Annotated in this window: 20 protein-coding genes; 13 read left to right on the top strand and 7 right to left on the bottom strand. The window is 51.6% G+C overall.

Going from position 1 to position 22163, the window contains the following annotated elements; translation table 11 throughout:
* The first annotated feature begins 55 nt into the window (after positions 1-55).
* Positions 56-733, top strand: a complete 678-nt coding sequence (gene fetA, locus AACU19_RS10545; RefSeq protein WP_001157551.1) for an iron efflux ABC transporter ATP-binding subunit FetA — start codon at positions 56-58, stop codon at positions 731-733.
* Entirely contained in the window at positions 720-1499 is a 780-nt protein-coding gene (fetB, locus tag AACU19_RS10540; RefSeq protein WP_001295323.1) for an iron efflux ABC transporter permease subunit FetB, read from the top strand. The genes fetA and fetB overlap by 14 nt, the downstream gene beginning before the upstream one ends.
* A gap of 62 nt (positions 1500-1561) precedes the next feature.
* On the opposite strand, the gene cnoX is transcribed toward fetB, so the two are convergent.
* The 3 genes from cnoX to tesA are packed head-to-tail and all read right to left on the bottom strand — an operon-like array spanning position 1562 to position 3899.
* Entirely contained in the window at positions 1562-2416 is an 855-nt protein-coding gene (gene cnoX, locus AACU19_RS10535) for a chaperedoxin (RefSeq protein ID WP_001295322.1), read from the bottom strand.
* A gap of 60 nt (positions 2417-2476) precedes the next feature.
* Positions 2477-3286, bottom strand: a complete 810-nt coding sequence (gene ybbO, locus AACU19_RS10530; RefSeq protein ID WP_077760024.1) for an NADP(+)-dependent aldehyde reductase — start codon at positions 3284-3286, stop codon at positions 2477-2479.
* The gene (gene tesA / locus AACU19_RS10525; RefSeq protein WP_001295836.1) at positions 3276-3899 is read right to left on the bottom strand and encodes a multifunctional acyl-CoA thioesterase I/protease I/lysophospholipase L1; all 624 of its coding nucleotides are present in this window, start codon (positions 3897-3899) and stop codon (positions 3276-3278) included. Before tesA ends, ybbO begins: the two co-directional genes overlap by 11 nt.
* On the opposite strand from tesA, the gene ybbA reads away from it, so the two are divergent.
* Positions 3870-4556 carry a putative ABC transporter ATP-binding protein YbbA gene (ybbA, locus tag AACU19_RS10520; protein WP_001110581.1) on the top strand — a complete coding sequence of 229 codons (687 nt, stop codon included), beginning with the start codon at positions 3870-3872 and terminating at the stop codon, positions 4554-4556. The genes tesA and ybbA overlap by 30 nt on opposite strands.
* Positions 4553-6967, top strand: coding sequence for a putative ABC transporter permease subunit YbbP (gene ybbP / locus AACU19_RS10515; protein ID WP_105278217.1), 2415 nt, complete (start codon positions 4553-4555; stop codon positions 6965-6967). The genes ybbA and ybbP overlap by 4 nt, the downstream gene beginning before the upstream one ends.
* Before the next feature lie 130 nt (positions 6968-7097).
* On the opposite strand, the gene mnmH is transcribed toward ybbP, so the two are convergent.
* Both mnmH and allS read right to left on the bottom strand, forming a co-directional pair.
* On the bottom strand, positions 7098-8192 hold the full coding sequence (gene mnmH / locus AACU19_RS10510; RefSeq protein WP_032302601.1) for a tRNA 2-selenouridine(34) synthase MnmH: 1095 nt from the start codon (positions 8190-8192) through the stop codon (positions 7098-7100).
* A gap of 68 nt (positions 8193-8260) precedes the next feature.
* Positions 8261-9187, bottom strand: coding sequence for an HTH-type transcriptional activator AllS (allS, locus tag AACU19_RS10505; RefSeq protein WP_000460134.1), 927 nt, complete (start codon positions 9185-9187; stop codon positions 8261-8263).
* Positions 9188-9415: 228 nt separating this feature from the next.
* Here allS and allA point away from each other — a divergent pair, with 228 nt between their 5' ends.
* From allA to glxK, 9 genes are all read left to right on the top strand, one after another.
* Positions 9416-9898: an ureidoglycolate lyase gene (gene allA / locus AACU19_RS10500; protein WP_000776388.1), complete on the top strand. Its 483-nt coding sequence runs from the start codon at positions 9416-9418 to the stop codon at positions 9896-9898.
* 77 nt (positions 9899-9975) lie between these two features.
* Positions 9976-10791, top strand: coding sequence for an HTH-type transcriptional repressor AllR (gene allR / locus AACU19_RS10495; RefSeq protein ID WP_000141275.1), 816 nt, complete (start codon positions 9976-9978; stop codon positions 10789-10791).
* An 89-nt stretch (positions 10792-10880) separates the two neighbouring features.
* A complete protein-coding gene (gcl, locus tag AACU19_RS10490) occupies positions 10881-12662 on the top strand; it encodes a glyoxylate carboligase (RefSeq protein WP_024212034.1) in 1782 nt (593 codons plus the stop codon).
* A 12-nt stretch (positions 12663-12674) separates the two neighbouring features.
* Positions 12675-13451: a hydroxypyruvate isomerase gene (hyi, locus tag AACU19_RS10485; protein WP_105278216.1), complete on the top strand. Its 777-nt coding sequence runs from the start codon at positions 12675-12677 to the stop codon at positions 13449-13451.
* A gap of 99 nt (positions 13452-13550) precedes the next feature.
* Positions 13551-14429, top strand: coding sequence for a 2-hydroxy-3-oxopropionate reductase (gene glxR, locus AACU19_RS10480; protein WP_105278215.1), 879 nt, complete (start codon positions 13551-13553; stop codon positions 14427-14429).
* A gap of 169 nt (positions 14430-14598) precedes the next feature.
* The gene (locus AACU19_RS10475; protein ID WP_105278214.1) at positions 14599-16053 is read left to right on the top strand and encodes an allantoin transporter; all 1455 of its coding nucleotides are present in this window, start codon (positions 14599-14601) and stop codon (positions 16051-16053) included.
* A gap of 60 nt (positions 16054-16113) precedes the next feature.
* Positions 16114-17475, top strand: coding sequence for an allantoinase AllB (allB, locus tag AACU19_RS10470; RefSeq protein WP_000006897.1), 1362 nt, complete (start codon positions 16114-16116; stop codon positions 17473-17475).
* A gap of 56 nt (positions 17476-17531) precedes the next feature.
* A complete protein-coding gene (locus tag AACU19_RS10465; protein ID WP_032302608.1) occupies positions 17532-18833 on the top strand; it encodes a uracil/xanthine transporter in 1302 nt (433 codons plus the stop codon).
* A 21-nt stretch (positions 18834-18854) separates the two neighbouring features.
* On the top strand, positions 18855-20000 hold the full coding sequence (gene glxK / locus AACU19_RS10460) for a glycerate 3-kinase (protein WP_105278213.1): 1146 nt from the start codon (positions 18855-18857) through the stop codon (positions 19998-20000).
* Positions 20001-20127: 127 nt separating this feature from the next.
* Here the strand turns inward: glxK and allE are convergent, their stop codons facing one another.
* Entirely contained in the window at positions 20128-20913 is a 786-nt protein-coding gene (allE, locus tag AACU19_RS10455; protein ID WP_105278212.1) for a (S)-ureidoglycine aminohydrolase, read from the bottom strand.
* A 10-nt stretch (positions 20914-20923) separates the two neighbouring features.
* Positions 20924-22159, bottom strand: coding sequence for an allantoate deiminase (gene allC, locus AACU19_RS10450; RefSeq protein WP_105278211.1), 1236 nt, complete (start codon positions 22157-22159; stop codon positions 20924-20926).
* Between the last annotated feature and the right edge of the window lie 4 nt (positions 22160-22163).

Below are 22163 nucleotides of genomic sequence, written 5' to 3'. Positions count from 1 at the left end.
TTATTCCTGCGAAGGATAAACTGTTTTTAGTAAAAATCAGAAAAAGGGAACAGCGATGCAGGAAAATAGTCCTTTGCTTCAGCTACAAAACGTAGGATATCTGGCGGGTGATACGAAGATTCTTAATAACATCAATTTTTCGCTACGTGCTGGCGAATTTAAGTTAATTACCGGCCCTTCCGGTTGTGGCAAAAGTACGCTGCTGAAAATTGTTGCTTCATTAATCAGCCCAACCAGCGGAACGTTGCTGTTTGAAGGTGAGGATGTCAGTACACTCAAGCCAGAAATCTACCGCCAGCAAGTATCTTACTGCGCCCAGACGCCGACGCTGTTTGGCGATACGGTATACGATAATCTGATCTTTCCCTGGCAGATCCGTAACCAGCAGCCTGACCCAGCCATTTTTCTCGATTTTCTCGAACGCTTCGCTTTGCCGGACAGCATTTTGACAAAGAATATCGCCGAGCTATCTGGTGGTGAAAAACAACGCATCTCATTGATTCGTAACCTGCAATTTATGCCAAAGGTATTATTGCTGGATGAAATCACCAGTGCACTGGATGAAAGTAATAAACATAACGTTAATGAGATGATCCACCGTTATGTGCGCGAGCAAAATATTGCCGTGCTGTGGGTGACACACGATAAAGACGAAATTAATCATGCGGATAAAGTGATTACACTGCAACCGCATGCCGGAGAAATGCAGGAAGCACGCTATGAACTCGCATAATATTACTAACGAATCATTAGCACTGGCATTAATGCTGGTGGTGGTGGCAATCTTAATTAGCCATAAAGAAAAACTGGCGCTGGAGAAAGATATTCTCTGGAGTGTCGGGCGCGCGATAATTCAGCTGATTATTGTCGGCTATGTGCTGAAGTATATTTTCAGCGTGGATGATGCCAGCCTGACATTATTGATGGTGTTATTTATCTGCTTTAATGCGGCGTGGAATGCGCAAAAACGCAGTAAATATATTGCTAAAGCTTTTATCTCATCGTTTATTGCCATTACGGTCGGGGCGGGAATTACCCTGGCGGTGCTGATTCTCTCAGGGTCGATTGAATTTATCCCGATGCAGGTGATTCCTATTGCCGGGATGATTGCCGGTAACGCGATGGTGGCGGTAGGGCTGTGTTACAACAATTTAGGGCAACGGGTCATTAGCGAACAGCAACAGATTCAGGAGAAACTGAGTCTTGGCGCGACGCCGAAACAGGCTTCAGCGATATTGATTCGCGACAGTATTCGCGCGGCTTTAATTCCGACGGTCGATTCAGCAAAAACGGTTGGCTTAGTGAGTTTACCGGGAATGATGTCCGGGCTGATATTTGCCGGGATTGATCCGGTGAAGGCGATTAAATATCAGATTATGGTGACCTTTATGCTGCTCTCAACCGCCAGCCTGTCGACCATTATTGCCTGCTATTTAACCTATCGTAAGTTTTATAATTCGCGCCACCAGTTGGTGGTGACGCAATTGAAGAAGAAATGATGCAATGCCGGATGCGCAGCATCGCATCCGGCGTTGTGGTTCATCTGCTGTTCAACGAAATATCAATACAACAACGCATACAGTTGGCGGCGATACTTCGACGCCAGTGCATCACCCGTACCCAGCGCAGCAAGGATCTCCTGGAACGTTTTACGTGTCTGACCGTCTGCGGCGGTGAGATCTTTACGCAGATGCCCAAACAGCAACTCCAGCGCCTCTTCATTACGCCCAACCTGATGCAGTTGCAGTGCCAGTTGCGTCGCCAGGGCGGCATCTTCTGGATTCTCTGCCACCTGCTGTTGCAACTGTTGAATTTCCGGCGTATCAGCCGCCTGCTTCAGCAGTTCAATTTGCGCCACCAGCCCCTGGTAGCGGGTGTCCTGATCCTGCAACGGAATGGTTTTCAGCACGGCTTCTGCATCTTCAGAACGGTTCAGCGCAATCAGCGTTTCTGCCAGCAGCAGGCCGATCTCCCCGTTTTGATTCGACAACTGCCAGGCGTCTTTCAGCAATGGCAGGGCGTCGGTGTAATTACCTTCCTGCATCAGCTGCATCGCCTGCTGCGCTTTCAGTTCTTCTTCGCGCGGCAGCACTTTATCCAGCAGGGCGCGGATCGCCTCTTCCGGTTGCGGCCCCTGGAAGCCGTCTACCGGTTGCCCGTTCTGGAACAGATACACGGTCGGAATCGCGCGCAGACCAAACTGGGCGGCAATCATCTGCTCCGCGTCGCAGTCCAGCTTCGCCAGAATAAATTGCCCGTTGTACTGCGCCGCGAGGCTTTCCAGAATTGGGGTTAACTGCAAACAGTGCTGGCTACGTTCAGACCAAAAATAGAACAGCACCGGTGTGGTCATCGACTGTTCAAGAACCTGTTGCAGGTTAGATTCGTTAATGTTGACAATATTTTCTACGGACATGGAGTCGCTCTCTGTTGTCGATATTTTCTTTGACATGGGGGCTTAAGCGCGCGCTTCAACTCACCCCTGCAATATTTTGTCCATCACGCGCCCCGGCAGCAGGCGCTTGAGCACCATTACCGCCCAGGTCACCAGCGTTACCGGATAGCGCATCTTCGGTTTCTCGCTAATAAAAGCATGGCGCACTTTGTCGACCACCGCTTCCGGCCCCAACGTAAAGCGGGCGGCGATGCCGGGATTTTCGACCGGTTTATCGCTTTGTGTCTGGTTGACGTTGTCGGTGAAGCGAGTACGAATGGGACCAGGTTCGATCAGGCTGACTTTAATTCCGCTGTGGCGCAGCTCCATGCGCAGTGCGTCTGACCACGCCTCCAGCGCATATTTACTGGCCGCGTAAGCGCCTCGACCCGGTGTGGAGATTAATCCCATCACCGATGAGGTCATCACAATACGCCCTTCACCGTGCGGTAACATAGCGGGTAACAGGCGCATGGTGAGCTGGTGTGCGCCGAAAAAGTTGGCAGAAAACTGCTGTTCCATCTGCGCGCGGCTGATGGTGGAAAGGGGGCCATACATGCCGAATCCGGCATTGTTAAAGATCCCATACAGACAATTATCGGTCAGAGCGATCACTTCGTCGGCTGCGCGATCAACACATTCTGGCGAATCCAGATCGATCAACACGCCGGTGAATCCCATATTGTTCATGCGCTCAACATCATCCGGTTTCCGGCAACCTGCCAGCACATGAAAACCCTGGCGTTTTAATTCGAGCGCGCTTTCCAGGCCAATACCACTGGAACATCCGGTAATTAAGACCGATTTTTGCATAACTTTACCTGTCAGGATCTCCGTTGCTTTATGAGTCATGATTTACTAAAGGCTGCAACTGCTTCGCCATCCAGTCGGCAATAAACGGCTGGGCGTCGCGGTTGGGATGAATACCGTCATCCTGCATCCATTGTGGCTTGAGGTAGACCTCTTCCATAAAAAAGGGCAGCAGCGGAACATCAAACTCTTTGGCGAGTTTGGGGTAAATGGCGCTAAAGGCTTCATTATAACGGCGACCATAGTTTGCAGGCAGACGTATTTGCATTAACAATGGTTCAGCGTTGGCGGCTTTGACATCCTGCAAAATCTGGCGCAGCGTTTGCTCGGTTTGTTGTGGCTGAAAACCACGCAAACCGTCATTGCCGCCCAGTTCAACCAGCACCCAGCGCGGCTGATGCTGTTTCAGCAGAGCCGGAAGGCGCGCCAGCCCTTGTTGCGAGGTGTCGCCGCTGATGCTGGCATTGACTACCGACGTTTTACTCTGCCACTTATCATTCAACAAGGCAGGCCAGGCCGCGCTGGCAGACATTCGATACCCGGCGCTCAGGCTATCACCCAGAATCAATAACGTGTCCGCTGCGGCGGCACGGAAGGTTAACAGGACCAGGAACAGGAAGGGCAAATGCCAGCGGAAAACATTGTTGAAGTTCATCATCTTAAGAAGTCCGTCGGTCAGGGGGAGCATGAACTCTCCATCCTCACCGGAGTTGAGCTGGTTGTCAAACGTGGCGAGACCATCGCGCTGGTGGGCGAGTCGGGATCGGGTAAGTCAACCTTGCTGGCGATCCTCGCCGGGCTGGATGACGGCAGCAGTGGCGAAGTAAGTCTGGTGGGACAACCGCTACATAATATGGACGAAGAAGCGCGGGCAAAGTTACGCGCGAAGCACGTAGGTTTTGTTTTTCAGTCATTTATGTTAATTCCTACCCTTAACGCGCTGGAAAACGTCGAGCTTCCGGCGCTGCTGCGCGGTGAAAGTAGCGTGGAAAGTCGTAACGGGGCGAAAGCGTTGCTCGAACAGTTAGGGCTGGGTAAACGTCTTGATCATCTTCCGGCACAGCTTTCCGGCGGCGAACAGCAACGTGTGGCGCTGGCGCGAGCTTTTAATGGTCGGCCTGATGTGCTGTTTGCCGACGAACCCACCGGTAACCTTGACCGCCAGACGGGCGATAAAATTGCCGACCTGCTGTTTTCCCTCAACCGTGAGCATGGCACCACGTTGATTATGGTGACTCACGACCTGCAACTGGCTGCACGTTGCGACCGCTGCTTACGACTGGTTAACGGGCAGTTGCAGGAGGAAGCATGATTGCACGTTGGTTCTGGCGCGAATGGCGCTCGCCGTCGCTATTAATTGTCTGGCTGGCGCTAAGCCTGGCGGTGGCCTGCGTGCTGGCGCTGGGCAATATCAGCGATCGCATGGAGAAGGGCTTAAGCCAGCAAAGCCGTGAGTTTATGGCGGGCGATCGGGCGTTGCGCAGTTCGCGCGAAGTGCCGCAAGCGTGGCTGGAGGAAGCGCAAAAGCGCGGCCTGAAAGTCGGCAAGCAGCTGACTTTCGCCACGATGACTTTTGCGGGCGATACGCCGCAGCTGGCGAATGTTAAAGCGGTGGATGATATCTACCCGATGTATGGCGATCTGCAAACCAATCCCCCTGGCCTGAAACCGCAGGCGGGCAGCGTATTGCTGGCCCCACGCCTGATGGCACTGCTTAACCTGAAAACAGGCGACACCATTGACGTGGGCGATGCCACCTTGCGGATTGCCGGAGAAGTGATTCAGGAACCGGATTCCGGTTTTAACCCCTTCCAGATGGCTCCGCGTCTGATGATGAATCTGGCGGATGTTGATAAAACCGGAGCCGTGCAGCCGGGGAGTCGGGTCACCTGGCGCTATAAATTCGGCGGCAGCGAGAACCAGCTCGACGGCTATGAGAAATGGTTGTTACCTCAGCTTAAACCCGAACAACGCTGGTACGGTCTGGAACAGGACGAAGGCGCGCTGGGGCGATCGATGGAACGCTCGCAACAGTTTCTGCTGCTTTCGGCGCTTCTGACCTTGCTGCTGGCAGTGGCAGCGGTGGCGGTGGCGATGAATCATTACTGTCGTAGTCGCTACGATCTGGTGGCGATCCTCAAAACGCTGGGGGCTGGGCGAGCGCAACTGCGTAAGCTAATCGTCGGTCAGTGGCTGATGGTGCTGGCGCTTTCAGCCGTTACCGGCGGGGCGATAGGCCTGTTGTTCGAAAACGTGTTGATGGTGCTGCTCAAGCCCGTTCTGCCTGCCGCACTACCGCCTGCCAGCCTCTGGCCATGGCTGTGGGCGCTTGGCACCATGACGGTCATCTCGCTGCTGGTGGGGCTACGACCGTACCGCTTGTTGCTGGCAACACAGCCTTTACGCGTATTGCGTAATGATGTGGTCGCGAACGTCTGGCCGCTCAAGTTTTATCTGCCGATTGTCAGTGTGGTGGTTGTGCTGCTGCTCGCCGGATTAATGGGCGGCAGTATGCTGCTCTGGGCGGTGCTGGCGGGCGCGGTAGTACTGGCTTTGCTGTGCGGTGTGCTGGGCTGGATGCTGCTGAATGTACTTCGCCGCATGACGCTGAAATCGCTACCTCTGCGCCTGGCGGTTAGCCGCCTGTTACGTCAGCCGTGGTCAACGTTAAGCCAGCTTTCGGCATTTTCGCTCTCCTTTATGCTGCTGGCACTGTTGCTGGTGTTGCGTGGCGATCTGCTCGACCGCTGGCAACAGCAGCTACCGCCAGAAAGCCCGAACTACTTTTTAATCAACATCGCCACAGAACAGGTTACGCCGCTAAAAGCGTTCCTCGCGGAACATCAAATAGTCCCGGAATCGTTTTATCCGGTAGTGCGGGCGCGGTTGACGGCGATTAACGATAAGCCGACAGAAGGCAATGAAGATGAGGCGCTCAATCGCGAACTCAATCTTACCTGGCAAAATACGCGGCCCGATCATAATCCGATTGTCGACGGTAACTGGCCGCCAAAAGCGGATGAAGTGTCGATGGAAGAGGGGCTGGCGAAACGCTTAAATGTTGCCCTCGGCGATACCGTCACCTTTATGGGCGATACCCAGGAGTTCCGCGCTAAAGTGACCAGCCTGCGCAAAGTGGACTGGGAAAGTCTCCGGCCTAATTTCTATTTTATTTTTCCTGAAGGGGCGCTGGATGGGCAGCCGCAGAGCTGGCTTACCAGTTTTCGCTGGGAGAACGGCAACGGCATGTTGACGCAACTCAACCGCCAGTTCCCGACCATTAGCCTGTTAGATATTGGTGCGATTTTAAAACAGGTCAGTCAGGTGCTGGAGCAGGTAAGCCGGGCGCTGGAAGTGATGGTGGTGCTGGTCACCGCCTGCGGTATGTTGCTGTTGCTGGCACAGGTGCAGGTGGGAATGCGTCAGCGTCATCAGGAGCTGGTGGTGTGGCGCACTCTCGGTGCGGGCAAAAAACTGCTGCGCACGACATTGTGGTGTGAGTTCGCCATGCTCGGGTTTGTATCCGGCCTGGTGGCCGCAATTGGTGCGGAAACGGCACTGGCAGTGTTGCAGGCGAAAGTGTTTGATTTCCCGTGGGAGCCAGACTGGCGATTGTGGATTGTGCTGCCGTGCAGCGGTGCGCTGCTGCTGTCGCTTTGCGGCGGCTGGCTGGGCGCGCGACTGGTTAAGGGTAAGGCGCTGTTCAGGCAGTTTGCGGGGTGATGACAGGTGTTAGATTGCCTGATGCGACGCTGGCGCGTCTTATCAGGCCTACAAAACTGCACTTAACCGTAGGCCGGATAAGGCGTTCACGCCGCATCCGGCATGAACAGCGTGCACAGAATACCGCCTATTACCGCGACTTCACCCACTCCGCCACTTCCGCCCACTCACCGCGAAAGACAACTTTTTCCGCTTTTTTCTCAAGCTGATAGCGATACATCGGGTCGTAATATTCTTCAAGTAACGGCACCAGCCAGGCCAAATGACCGTCGGTGCTACCGGTTGCGAGTTGCGTTGTCAGCGCCGCATCCAGCCTTGCAGCCAGTTCGTTATAGCGTTGTAGCCCCAGCCGACGCTTAATCGCCGAAAGTCCGTGATGCAGGTATTCGCAATACTCCTGCCAGCCCTGTTCGTCGCCGTACGCATGGGTAAAATCATGATGCATACGCAAGAAATACTCTTCGTTCAGGCGTTCAAGACGGATCTCAAACGGATCTTCTACCACTGCAATCGCCGCCTGCGTCATGCGTTCGCGCAGGCATTCCGGCAGGTGATTCGAACCGATCATCCGGCTTTCGTCTTCCAGCACCCACAGGTGCAGCTCCTGACGGGCGTCGGTTTTTAGCATTTCGGCAGCCAGCAGGTTTTCAAAACTCGCCTGGCTAAGTTGTGGTTGTAACGTGCGACCAAAAGCAGAGCCGCGGTGACGCGCCAGCCCTTCCAGATCAACACCGTTCGGTTGCTGTTGCACTAACAGCGTTTTGCCGCTGCCGGTACAACCGCCAATCAGCACTATCGGTTTGTGTGACAGTTCAATAGTTGCCTGAATCGCCGTCTGGCGCAGTGCCTTATAACCGCCTTCCACCAGCGGATAATCAATCCCCGCTTCATGCAGCCAGCGTTGCACAATGTGCGAACGTTGACCGCCACGGGCGCAGCAGAGAATACCTTGCGGGTTTTGCAGGCACGCAGCCCGCCAGGCGTCCATGCGCTGCTGACGAATTTCACCCGCCACCAGTTTATGCCCCAGCGCCAGCGCCGCGTCTGACCCTTGCTGTTTGTAGCAGGTGCCAACGGCGGCGCGTTCATCGTTATTCATTAACGGCAGGTTGATAGCGGCGGGCATTGCGCCTTGCTCAAACTCGATGGGGGCGCGAACATCAATAATGGGCGTATCAGCAATCAGCAGGGCACGATAGTCCTGTTCCGTGTGTCTCTCTTGCATAGTTAAAAGTGAACCTCAAATCAGCTTGCACGCTATTTTACGCGCCAACGCGCAAGGAAACTTGATTTTTAACTGCGTGGGTTGCCGAAAATTTCTAAAAATCCGCTGATTTCCGGCCTGCGCTGAGTAAACAAGGTCACAATATCTTCTACCGCTTTGCCACTGCCAAATTTGCGCCATGCCAGACTCAATGGCGAAGGAGGGCGCATCGTTGGGATTACCCGGCAGATCAATTGTTGATTATCGATCATTGACTGGCAAAGTGATTTTGGCAAAAAACCAATGCCAACGCCCGCCAGATGGGCGGCGATTTTCGTTTCCATATCGGGAACAATAATCTCTTTTTGCCCCGGCAAACGCCAGGCGACGCGCTTGGTTAAGGTGCGGGCGCTGTCTTCAATATTAACCGCCGGAAAGCGCCGCAACTGCGCTTCTGTTAGCGGCTCTTCAACTTTCGCCAGCGGATGATCCGCCGCCATGACAAAGCGCCATTGCACCGATCCTAAGGGATCAAGACTAAAGGTATTTGCCAGCGCCTCGGTTCCCGTGACGCCGATAGCCAGTGAAAAACCTTCGTACAATAGCGAGTCCCAGACGCCCATATAGATTTGTCGGGAGATGTGAAACTGGGTAAAGGGGTAACGTTCATTCAGCCACGCCAGCAGCTGGGCGACGGCCTGGGGGTTGTAGAGCAGGTTGTTGATGACAATATTCACCTGGCGTTCCACGCCATCATTCACCTGTTGCAGCTCGCTGGGCATACTTTCCAGCCAGCTCAGCCAGTCTCTGGCCTGAGAAAGTAGATGCTCGCCAGCCGCTGTCAACGTCACGCTGCGAGTCGTGCGGAAAAACAGCGCCACTCCGGTATTCTCTTCCAGAAGTTTAATGCGATAACTGATCGTCGCCGTGGTTTTACATAATCGTTCTGCCGCTTTTGAAAAACTTCCTGTTTCAGCAACCGCAATGAAAGTCCGCAAGGTTTCTGGATCGAACATCTTCAGGTATCCCCTTTTAAATCCGCAAGTTGCGTGATTTTCTTATCCTCTGATTTATCAGTATTTTTACATGATAACCCTGTGTGATTTGTGGACTAAATCTAGTTTTGGAAAAATATTCCAACTTTTGTATTGATGTTGTTCTCTTAAGGTTTTAGATTGCCTGTTATTGAACCACATTGACCGGTCGGCGGTGGTTGAACGGAATTATGTTACAAGGACAAAAAGATGAAACTTCAGGTATTACCGTTAAGTCAGGAAGCCTTTAGTGCTTATGGCGACGTAATCGAAACGCAGCAACGGGATTTTTTCCATATTAACAATGGCCTGGTGGAGCGTTACCACGATTTGGCGCTGGTTGAGATTCTTGAGCAAGACCGTACGCTTATTAGCATTAACCGCGCGCAACCGGCGAATCTGCCGCTGACCATTCACGAACTCGAACGTCATCCGCTGGGCACTCAGGCCTTTATTCCGATGAAAGGGGAAGTGTTTGTGGTGGTCGTGGCGTTAGGTGACGACAAACCAGACCTGTCAACCCTGCGGGCGTTTATTACCAACGGTGAACAGGGAGTGAATTACCATCGTAACGTCTGGCATCACCCACTTTTCGCCTGGCAGCGCGTCACCGATTTTCTGACCATCGATCGCGGCGGCAGTGACAACTGTGATGTTGAAAGTATTCCTGAACAGGAACTCTGTTTTGCGTGACGCCTGTAACCGACTTGCATAAGATAAACTAATTGTTCATTGTTTATGCTCACTTGTAGGTCGGAGTTAACGTAGGTATGACGGAAGTTAGACGGCGCGGCAGGCCAGGACAGGCGGAGCCTGTGGCACAGAAGGGCGCACAGGCGTTAGAGCGGGGAATTGCGATTCTGCAATATCTGGAAAAAAGTGGGGGAAGTTCGTCGGTTAGCGATATTTCTCTCAATCTGGATTTGCCGCTCTCCACGACCTTTCGCTTGTTGAAGGTTTTACAGGCAGCGGATTTTGTCTATCAGGACAGTCAGTTAGGCTGGTGGCATATAGGATTAGGTGTCTTTAACGTCGGTGCGGCGTACATCCATAACCGCGATGTCCTCTCCGTCGCCGGGCCGTTTATGCGCCGCCTGATGTTACTTTCCGGCGAAACGGTCAATGTCGCGATCCGTAACGGCAATGAAGCAGTATTAATTGGTCAGTTAGAGTGTAAATCGATGGTCAGGATGTGTGCGCCACTGGGCAGTCGTCTGCCGCTGCATGCTTCCGGTGCGGGCAAGGCGCTGCTTTATCCGCTGGCGGAAGAGGAGTTGATGAGCATCATCTTGCAAACCGGTTTGCAGCAGTTTACGCCAACTACGCTTGTGGATATGCCCACCTTGCTGAAGGACCTGGAACAAGCGCGTGAACTGGGCTATACCGTAGATAAAGAAGAGCATGTTGTAGGTCTGAATTGCATAGCTTCAGCAATTTACGATGATGTAGGTAGCGTTGTTGCCGCTATCTCCATCTCCGGGCCTTCATCAAGACTGACAGAAGATCGTTTTGTCAGTCAGGGTGAGCTGGTCAGAGACACCGCCCGCGATATCAGCACGGCGTTGGGACTGAAAGCACATCCATAGTGTCTGTCGCATCCCGCTCTGCGGAGCGGGTTTTTTTGACAAAATTTGAAAGTTGGAAAATTTTTCCAATTAATAGAGGTAGGAATAAAATGGCAAAAATGAGAGCCGTTGACGCGGCAATGTATGTGCTGGAGAAAGAAGGTATCACCACCGCCTTCGGCGTTCCGGGAGCTGCAATCAATCCGTTCTACTCAGCGATGCGTAAGCACGGCGGTATTCGTCACATTCTGGCGCGTCATGTGGAAGGTGCTTCGCACATGGCGGAAGGTTATACCCGCGCAACGGCAGGGAATATCGGCGTATGTCTGGGGACTTCCGGTCCTGCGGGCACGGACATGATCACCGCGCTCTATTCCGCTTCTGCTGATTCCATTCCTATTTTGTGCATCACTGGTCAGGCACCGCGTGCTCGTCTGCATAAAGAAGATTTCCAGGCTGTTGATATCGAAGCTATCGCCAAGCCGGTAAGTAAAATGGCGGTTACAGTACGTGAAGCGGCACTGGTGCCTCGTGTGCTGCAACAGGCATTTCACCTGATGCGTTCTGGTCGTCCGGGTCCGGTACTGGTGGATTTACCGTTCGACGTTCAGGTGGCGGAAATCGAGTTTGATCCTGACATGTACGAACCGCTGCCGGTCTATAAACCTGCTGCCAGCCGTATGCAGATTGAAAAAGCGGTCGAAATGTTAATCCAGGCTGAACGTCCGGTGATTGTTGCCGGGGGCGGGGTCATCAATGCTGACGCAGCTGCACTGTTACAACAGTTTGCTGAACTGACCAGCGTTCCGGTGATCCCAACGCTGATGGGCTGGGGCTGTATCCCGGACGATCATGAACTGATGGCCGGGATGGTGGGTCTGCAAACCGCGCATCGTTACGGTAACGCAACGTTGCTGGCGTCCGATATGGTGTTTGGTATCGGTAACCGTTTCGCCAACCGTCATACCGGTTCGGTAGAGAAATACACCGAAGGGCGCAAAATCGTCCATATCGATATTGAGCCGACGCAAATTGGCCGCGTGCTGTGCCCGGATCTGGGGATTGTCTCTGATGCTAAAGCTGCCCTGACTTTACTGGTTGAAGTGGCGCAGGAGATGCAAAAAGCGGGTCGTCTGCCGTGTCGTAAAGAATGGGTCGCCGACTGCCAGCAGCGCAAACGCACTTTGCTGCGCAAAACCCACTTCGACAATGTGCCGGTGAAACCGCAGCGCGTGTATGAAGAGATGAACAAAGCCTTTGGTCGCGATGTTTGTTATGTCACCACCATTGGTCTGTCACAAATCGCTGCGGCACAAATGCTGCATGTCTTTAAAGACCGCCACTGGATCAACTGTGGGCAGGCAGGCCCGTTGGGCTGGACCATTCCGGCAGCGCTGGGCGTGTGTGCCGCTGATCCAGAGCGCAATGTGGTGGCGATTTCCGGTGACTTCGACTTCCAGTTCCTGATTGAAGAATTAGCCGTTGGCGCACAGTTCAACATTCCGTACATCCATGTGCTGGTGAATAACGCCTATCTGGGTCTGATTCGTCAGTCGCAACGCGCCTTTGATATGGATTACTGCGTACAGCTCGCATTCGAAAATATTAACTCCAGCGAAGTGAACGGTTACGGCGTAGACCACGTAAAAGTAGCGGAAGGTTTAGGTTGTAAAGCGATTCGTGTTTTCAAACCGGAAGATATTGCTCCGGCATTTGAACAGGCGAAAGCATTAATGAATCAATACCGTGTTCCGGTAGTTGTGGAAGTTATTCTCGAACGTGTGACCAATATTTCGATGGGCAGCGAACTGGATAATGTCATGGAATTTGAAGATATCGCCGATAACGCAGTGGATGCACCGACTGAAACCTGCTTCATGCACTATGAATAAGGGAGATAAATAATGTTACGTTTCTCTGCGAATTTATCGATGTTATTTGGTGAATATGATTTTCTCGCCCGTTTTGAGAAAGCAGCGCAGTGTGGTTTTCGCGGCGTTGAATTTATGTTTCCTTATGACTACGACATTGAAGAATTAAAACAGGTGCTGGCGAGTAATAAACTCGAACATACTCTGCACAATTTACCGGCGGGTGACTGGGCGGCGGGGGAGCGCGGTATTGCCTGTATTCCTGGCCGTGAAGAAGAGTTTCGTGATGGCGTAGCGGCAGCGATTCGTTATGCTCGTGCGCTGGGAAATAAAAAAATCAACTGTCTGGTCGGTAAAACGCCAGCAGGTTTCAGCCGAGAGCAGATTCACGCAACGCTTGTAGGAAACCTGCGTTATGCCGCGAATATGTTGATAAAAGAAGATATTTTATTACTGATTGAACCTATTAACCATTTCGATATTCCTGGTTTCTATCTCACCGGAACTCAACAAGCGCTGAAATTGATTGATGATGTTGGTTGCTGCAATTTGAAAATTCAGTATGACATTTATCACATGCAGCGGATGGAAGGTGAATTAACCAACACTATGACTCAATGGGCCGATAAAATTGGTCACCTGCAAATTGCCGATAATCCGCATCGCGGCGAACCGGGAACCGGAGAAATTAATTATGAGTATCTCTTTACGGTAATTGAAAATTCTGACTACAACGGTTGGGTTGGGTGTGAATATAAACCCCAAACCACCACGGAAGCCGGTTTACACTGGATGGATCCGTACCGTTAAAACGTAACGCTGTTCAGGCAATGCTTTTTTAGGCCGCTAAGTTGGCAGGGGATCGTGTTGTCTGAATTCAGGAAAAGCGAAATTTAAAAGAGGTTAATTATGAAACTGGGATTTATTGGCTTAGGCATTATGGGTACACCGATGGCCATTAATCTGGCGCGTGCCGGTCATCAACTGCATGTCACAACCATTGGTCCGGTTGTTGATGAATTACTGTCACTGGGTGCCGTCAGTGTTGAAACTGCGCGCCAGGTAACGGAAGCATCGGACATCATTTTTATTATGGTGCCGGATACGCCACAGGTTGAAGAAGTTCTGTTTGGTGAAAATGGTTGTACCAAAGCCTCGCTGAAGGGCAAAACCATTGTTGATATGAGCTCCATTTCCCCGATTGAAACTAAGCGTTTCGCTCGTCAGGTGAATGAACTGGACGGCGATTATCTCGATGCGCCCGTCTCCGGCGGTGAAATCGGCGCGCGTGAAGGGACGTTGTCGATTATGGTTGGCGGCGACGAAGCGGTATTTGAACGTGTTAAACCGCTGTTTGAATTGCTCGGTAAAAATATCACCCTCGTGGGCGGTAACGGCGACGGCCAGACCTGCAAAGTGGCAAATCAGATTATCGTGGCGCTCAATATTGAAGCGGTTTCTGAAGCCTTGCTGTTTGCTTCAAAAGCCGGAGCGGATCCGGTACGGGTGCGGCAGGCGCTGATGGGCGGCTTTGCTTCCTCACGTATTCTGGAAGTTCACGGTGAGCGCATGATTAAACGCACCTTTAATCCAGGTTTCAAAATTGCGCTGCACCAGAAAGATCTCAACCTGGCACTGCAAAGTGCGAAAGCACTGGCGCTGAACCTGCCAAACACCGCGACCTGCCAGGAGTTATTTAATACCTGTGCGGCAAACGGTGGCAGCCAGTTGGATCACTCTGCGTTAGTGCAGGCGCTGGAATTAATGGCTAACCATAAACTGGCCTGATACCCGCAATAAAAATGGCCGATATCAGAAAATGAATCGGCCAGCAATATTAAAAAAAGAAAGCAGCCAAAGATGTTGCTTCAGTATTAAAAATAATATTTTTATTTTATTTGTTCCTCATAGCTAGATTAAAAAGACGTTATTCGATACGTGAAATTAAGAGGGATTTATGGAACATCAGAGAAAACTATTCCAGCAACGCGGCTATAGCGAAGATCTATTGCCGAAAACGCAAAGCCAGCGGACCTGGAAAACATTTAACTATTTTACCTTATGGATGGGTTCGGTTCATAACGTTCCCAATTATGTGATGGTCGGCGGCTTTTTTATTCTCGGCTTGTCTACCTTTAGTATTATGCTGGCCATTATTCTTAGCGCCTTTTTCATTGCCGCGGTAATGGTATTAAACGGTGCTGCGGGCAGTAAATACGGCGTACCATTTGCCATGATCCTGCGTGCTTCTTATGGCGTACGTGGTGCACTGTTTCCCGGATTATTAAGAGGCGGGATTGCTGCCATTATGTGGTTTGGCCTGCAATGTTACGCCGGATCGCTGGCCTGCTTGATCCTGATTGGCAAAATCTGGCCGGGATTTTTAACTCTCGGTGGTGATTTTACCCTGTTAGGGCTTTCTCTACCGGGCTTAATCACTTTCTTACTCTTCTGGCTGGTGAACGTCGGAATCGGTTTCGGTGGTGGCAAAGTTTTAAATAAATTCACCGCTATTCTTAATCCGTGTATCTATATCGTTTTCGGCGGTATGGCGATTTGGGCGATTTCGCTGGTCGGGATCGGTCCAATCTTTGACTACATTCCGAGCGGTATTCAGAAAGCAGAAAACGGTGGTTTCCTGTTCCTGGTGGTGATTAACGCGGTAGTTGCGGTCTGGGCGGCACCGGCGGTGAGCGCATCCGACTTTACGCAAAACGCCCACTCGTTTCGTGAGCAAGCGCTGGGGCAAACGCTGGGTTTAGTTGTGGCCTATATTCTGTTTGCGGTCGCCGGGGTATGTATTATTGCCGGAGCCAGTATTCACTACGGCGCTGACACCTGGAACGTGCTGGATATTGTACAGCGTTGGGATAGCCTGTTTGCCTCGTTCTTTGCGGTACTGGTTATTCTGATGACGACTATCTCCACTAACGCCACCGGTAATATTATTCCGGCTGGTTATCAGATTGCCGCTATTGCACCGACGAAACTGACCTATAAAAACGGCGTACTGATTGCCAGTATTATCAGCCTGCTGATCTGCCCGTGGAAATTAATGGAAAATCAGGACAGTATTTATCTGTTCCTCGATATTATCGGCGGAATGCTTGGTCCGGTCATTGGTGTGATGATGGCGCATTATTTTGTGGTGATGCGTGGGCAAATTAATCTTGATGAGCTGTACACCGCAGCAGGCGATTATAAATATTACGATAACGGCTTTAACCTCACCGCGTTCTCAGTAACTCTGGTCGCCGTTATTTTATCTCTTGGCGGTAAGTTTATTCCCTTTATGGAACCGTTATCACGCGTTTCATGGTTTGTCGGCGTTATTGTCGCCTTTGCGGCCTACGCCTTATTAAAGAAACGTACTGCAGCAGAAAAAACAGGAGAACAAAAAGTCACAGGTTAATTAATCCCGATATTGAACATTGAGTTAAAAAACCAATCTGTATTTTACAAGGAGTTTGTTATGTCTTTTGATTTAATCATTAAAAACGGCACCGTTATTTTAGAAAACGAAGCTCGCGTTGTAGATATCGCCGTTAAAGGTGGAAAAATTGCTGCTATCGGTCAGGATCTGGGCGATGCAAAAGAAGTTATGGATGCGTCTGGTCTGGTGGTTTCGCCAGGCATGGTTGATGCGCACACCCATATTTCTGAACCGGGTCGTAGCCACTGGGAAGGTTATGAAACGGGTACTCGCGCAGCGGCAAAAGGGGGTATCACCACCATGATCGAAATGCCGCTCAACCAGCTGCCTGCAACGGTTGACCGCGCATCGATTGAACTGAAGTTTGATGCCGCTAAAGGCAAGCTGACTATCGATGCGGCGCAACTCGGTGGCCTGGTGTCTTACAACATCGACCGTCTGCATGAGCTGGATGAAGTGGGCGTTGTCGGCTTCAAATGCTTCGTTGCAACCTGTGGCGATCGCGGTATCGACAACGACTTCCGTGACGTAAACGACTGGCAGTTTTTCAAAGGCGCACAGAAGCTGGGCGAACTGGGTCAGCCAGTGCTGGTGCACTGCGAAAATGCGCTGATCTGTGACGAACTGGGCGAAGAAGCGAAGCGCGAAGGTCGCGTAACCGCTCATGACTATGTGGCTTCGCGTCCGGTGTTTACCGAAGTGGAAGCGATTCGCCGCGTACTGTACCTGGCGAAAGTCGCCGGTTGCCGTCTGCACGTTTGCCACATCAGCAGCCCGGAAGGTGTTGAAGAGGTGACTCGTGCGCGTCAGGAAGGCCAGGACGTTACCTGTGAATCCTGCCCGCATTACTTTGTACTGGATACCGATCAGTTCGAAGAAATCGGTACTCTGGCGAAGTGTTCACCACCGATCCGCGATCTGGAAAACCAGAAAGGCATGTGGGAAAAACTGTTTAATGGTGAAATCGACTGCCTGGTTTCCGACCACTCTCCATGCCCGCCGGAAATGAAAGCAGGCAACATCATGAAAGCATGGGGCGGTATCGCCGGTCTGCAAAGCTGCATGGACGTGATGTTCGATGAAGCAGTACAGAAACGTGGTATGTCTCTGCCGATGTTCGGCAAATTAATGGCAACTAACGCAGCAGATATTTTCGGTCTGCAGCAAAAAGGCCGGATCGCCCCAGGAAAAGATGCCGACTTCGTCTTCATTCAGCCGAATAGCAGCTATGTTCTTACCAATGACGATCTGGAATATCGCCACAAAGTCAGCCCGTATGTTGGCCGTACCATTGGCGCGCGTATCACGAAAACCATCTTACGTGGTGATGTGATTTACGACATCGAACAGGGCTTCCCTGTTGCGCCGAAAGGTCAATTTATCCTTAAACATCAGCAGTAATCTGGCCCCTGCAATGCCCGTCCTTGCGGCGGGCATTCTCCGGTTAAGGTGTGTTTATGTTCAATTTTGCAGTCAGCCGCGAAAGCCTGTTATCAGGATTTCAGTGGTTTTTCTTTATTTTTTGCAACACGGTTGTGGTTCCTCCTACGCTACTTTCTGCTTTTCAGTTGCCGCAAAGTAGCCTGCTTACGCTCACGCAATATGCTTTTCTTGCTACCGCACTGGCCTGCTTCGCTCAGGCGTTCTGCGGTCATCGTCGCGCTATTATGGAAGGGCCGGGTGGCCTGTGGTGGGGAACCATCCTTACTATCACCCTTGGCGAAGCATCGCGCGGGACCCCGATCAACGATATCGCTACCAGTCTGGCGGTGGGGATTGCGATTTCTGGCGTGCTGACGATGTTGATTGGTTTTAGCGGATTAGGTCATCGCCTGGCGCGGTTATTTACGCCGTCTGTGATGGTCTTGTTTATGTTGATGCTGGGCGCGCAGCTGACCACTATCTTTTTCAAAGGTATGCTCGGCCTGCCGTTTGGCATAGCCGACCCGAATTTTAAAATTCAGTTACCGCCGTTCGCGCTCTCGGTCGCGGTGATGTGCCTGGTACTGGCAATGATTATTTTTCTGCCGCAACGTTTTGCCCGTTACGGCTTACTGGTTGGTACGATAACCGGCTGGTTGTTGTGGTACTTTTGCTTTCCTTCTTCGCACTCGCTTTCCGGTGAGTTGCACTGGCAGTGGTTCCCGCTTGGCAGTGGCGGTGCTTTGTTGCCGGGGATTATTCTGACGGCGGTGATTACAGGTCTGGTAAATATCAGCAATACCTACGGTGCGATTCGTGGCACGGATGTTTTTTATCCGCAACAGGGCGCGGGGAATACGCGTTATCGTCGCAGCTTTGTGGCGACCGGATTTATGACGCTGATAACCGTGCCGCTGGCGGTAATTCCATTTTCACCGTTTGTTTCATCCATTGGTTTATTAACCCAGACTGGCGATTACACGCGGCGTTCGTTTATTTATGGCAGCGTTATTTGCCTGCTGGTGGCACTGGTTCCGGCACTCACGCGACTGTTTTGCAGTATCCCCTTACCAGTGAGTAGCGCGGTCATGCTGGTTTCTTATCTGCCTTTACTCTTTTCCGCGCTGGTGTTTAGCCAGCAAATCACGTTTACCGCTCGCAATATTTATCGACTCGCATTGCCGTTATTTGTCGGCATATTTTTAATGGCATTACCGCCTGTGTATCTGCAAGACCTTCCATTAACGCTTCGTCCTCTGCTCAGTAACGGCTTACTGGTCGGAATTTTACTGGCTGTTCTTATGGATAATCTTATTCCGTGGGAACGCATCGAATAATTTGTTGAAAAAGGATTGATAATGAAGATTGTCATTGCGCCAGACTCGTTTAAAGAGAGCTTAAGTGCAGAAAAATGTTGTCAGGCAATTAAAGCCGGGTTTTCGACCATATTTCCCGATGCGCACTATATCTGTTTGCCGATAGCGGATGGCGGCGAAGGGACGGTGGAGGCGATGGTCGCCGCGACGGGCGGCAAAATCGTGACACTTGAAGTCTGTGGACCGATGGGCGAAAAAGTGAATGCTTTTTATGGCCTTACCGGCGACGGGAAAACGGCGGTGATTGAGATGGCGGCGGCAAGTGGCCTGATGCTGGTCGAATCTGAAAAGCGTAATCCGTTGCTGGCCTCCAGTTTTGGTACGGGGGAGTTAATTCGCCATGCGCTGGATAACGATATTCGCCATATTATTCTCGGCATTGGTGGTAGCGCGACGGTCGACGGCGGTATGGGCATGGCGCAGGCGCTCGGTGTGCGTTTTCTCGATGCCGACGGTCAGGTGCTGGTGGCTAACGGCGGCAATTTAGCGCGCGTGGCAAGCATTGAGATGGAGGAGTGCGATCCGCGTCTGGCGAACTGCCATATTGAAGTAGCGTGCGATGTAGATAATCCGTTGGTAGGGGCACGCGGCGCGGCGGCGGTGTTTGGCCCGCAAAAAGGGGCAACGCCAGAAATGGTCGAAGAGCTGGAACAGGGGCTGCAAAATTACGCCCGTGTTTTACAACAGCTAACCGAAATCAACGTCTGCCAGATGGCGGGCGGCGGTGCTGCCGGAGGCATGGGAATTGCCGCAGCGGTATTTCTGAACGCTGAGATCAAACCGGGTATTGAGATTGTCCTGCGAGCCGTTAATCTGCAACAGGCGGTACAGGGCGCGGCACTGGTGATCACCGGGGAAGGGCGCATCGACTCGCAAACGGCAGGCGGTAAAGCGCCGCTGGGTGTGGCATCGGTGGCGAAGCAGTTTAATGTACCGGTGATTGGGATTGCTGGCGTATTGGGTGATGGCGTGGAAGTGGTGCACCAGTACGGCATTGACGCGGTATTCAGCATTTTGCCACGTCTGGCACCTTTAGCCGAAGTGCTCGCCAGCGGTGAAACCAATCTCTTCAACAGTGCGCGAAATATTGCCTGCGCCATTAAAATAGGTCAGGGAATTAAAAACTGACTCTTACCTTTAAAGCGGATGCGATTTATATCGCATCTTTTTTTACCTGAATTGACTACAAAAAAGCCACGGTATAAACCGTGGCAAAATCCAACATAGCTAAAAATAATCAGGCGAGTGGTATGACTTAAATCTCAACATCACGGTTGCAATCTTTCGAGTATATATAGCTGAACGCTTCACCACGCCCTACGCCATAACCAGCCTGTAAAGAATAAGCGCCCATAAAGATGTAATCGCCTTTTTTCACCGGGATCCAGTTATTGTCGAGGTTATAAACCCCCTGACCGGAAAGAATATAGGCACCGTGTTCCTGAACGTGTGTTTCGATATAACCGTGGCTGGCACCTGGCGCAAAAGAGAGGATATGCATGTTCATATCAAAGCCTAACTCTTTGGGCAGGAAGTCCAGCAAGATCACATCGTCCATACCTTCATAGTGAATGCGTTCCAGTTCGCTGGCATTGCCAGAAACCAGCCACGGCGCATGGCCTTCTACCGGAACATAGCGGCGCTTATACAAGAATATTTGGCTGTCTTCGGCCTGAGCATTAACAAACGTCATTAAGGAACCCGGCGGGCAATAAAGATAGCCACCTTCACTTAAGGTAAATGTTTTCCCTTCGGCTTTGGCAGTGATATTTCCAGAGATCACATACAGGAACGTTTCAATTCCTTCACCACCGAAGCCCTGTTTGTTGCCGCCGTTTTGATGCAGTGTGACCAGATAATCAACAAAAGAGGCCCCCAGCTTTGGCGTGGAGAGGATTGTCGCGTCACAATTTTCAAAGCCCGGAATAATATTTTTTACCAGACCGTCCGGGGTTAGCAGCGCGAAATTACCGTGTTTAACAATCGCACGGTTAGCCAGTAAATCATCGCGGTAACCGGTGACGTTATTTAAATATCCCATTTATAACTCCTTATTTCTGCCAGGCAAGTTGATAAAGCATGAGTGCCAACGTTTTGACCCCTTCGGCAAGGTCGGTAATATTGGTGCGTTCCGCCGGGTTATGGCTGATCCCGTTGATGCTGGGAATGAAAATCATGCAGGTCGGCACGCGAGGTGCGAAAATTTGCGCGTCGTGCCCGGCACCACTGTGCATTACCCGATAATTCAGTTTTTCGCTTTCACACAATTCTGTCAGGGTGGCGACAAGCTCCTTGTTCATCGGCACGGGTTCTTCGTCCATCCATAAATCGATATCAATACCAATGTCCATTTCATCGCAAATCGCCCGCATGTCGTTTTCTAACTGTTGGGTAAAATCGCGCAACATGGCAGTGTCGGTATGACGACAATCAATGGTGAACGTGGTTTTACCCGGCACCACATTCACCGTATTCGGGCGCGGCTCCACCTTACCAAAGGTCAGCACCAGCGGGTCGCCCATCTTTTTCGCTTTCTCAACTGACTGATGGCAAATGCGACTGAAAGCGTAAACCGTATCACGACGATAACCCATCGGCGTGGTGCCTGCATGGTTTGATTCGCCGTTCAGCGTCACCGTGTAGCGACGTTGCCCGACAATCGCATTCACCACGCCAATTGACTGACCATTACTTTCCAGCACACAACCCTGTTCGATATGCAGTTCGACAAAGGCTTTAATATCCTGACGCGGAGTTAGTGGGGCGTTCGGCAGAGTAAATCCGCAAGCCTTCATTGCATCGACAAAACTATTTCCTTTGGCATCACAGATATTCCGCACGTCGTCAGGATTCGCCAGCCCAAAGATATTTTTACTGCCCCAGAAGACATACGGGAAGCGGCTGCCTTCTTCTTCCGCCATTGCCACCACTTCGACCGTTCGCAGCGGCGCGCCGTATTGCGTTTTCAGCCAGTCAATCGCCAGCCACGCCGCCAGTGCGCCGAATTGTCCGTCGAGGTTACCGCCGTTAACCACGGTATCAATATGCGAACCGCTCAGAATCACTTCCTGGGGGTATTCGCTGCCGTTCAGGCGGCCGTATAAATTCCCCACTTCATCGAAACGTGTTTCCAGCCCACTTGCTGCCATTCTTTTTTTAAATTGCTGCTGGGTTTCCAGCCACTCCGGCGAATAAAGTAAACGGGTCATTCCACCCGTTGGGTCAGCGCCAAAAGAGGAAAGCCAGGGCAGCGTTTCTTCTATGGCTTGACGGAAATGTGTAATCATAAGA

It is taken from the genome of Escherichia sp. MOD1-EC4550 (assembly GCF_963876935.1).
In the GTDB taxonomy this organism is placed as follows: domain Bacteria; phylum Pseudomonadota; class Gammaproteobacteria; order Enterobacterales; family Enterobacteriaceae; genus Escherichia; species Escherichia coli_F.
The sequence above is the reverse complement of the archived record's forward strand: the minus strand, read 5'-3'. Positions and strand labels throughout refer to the sequence as shown.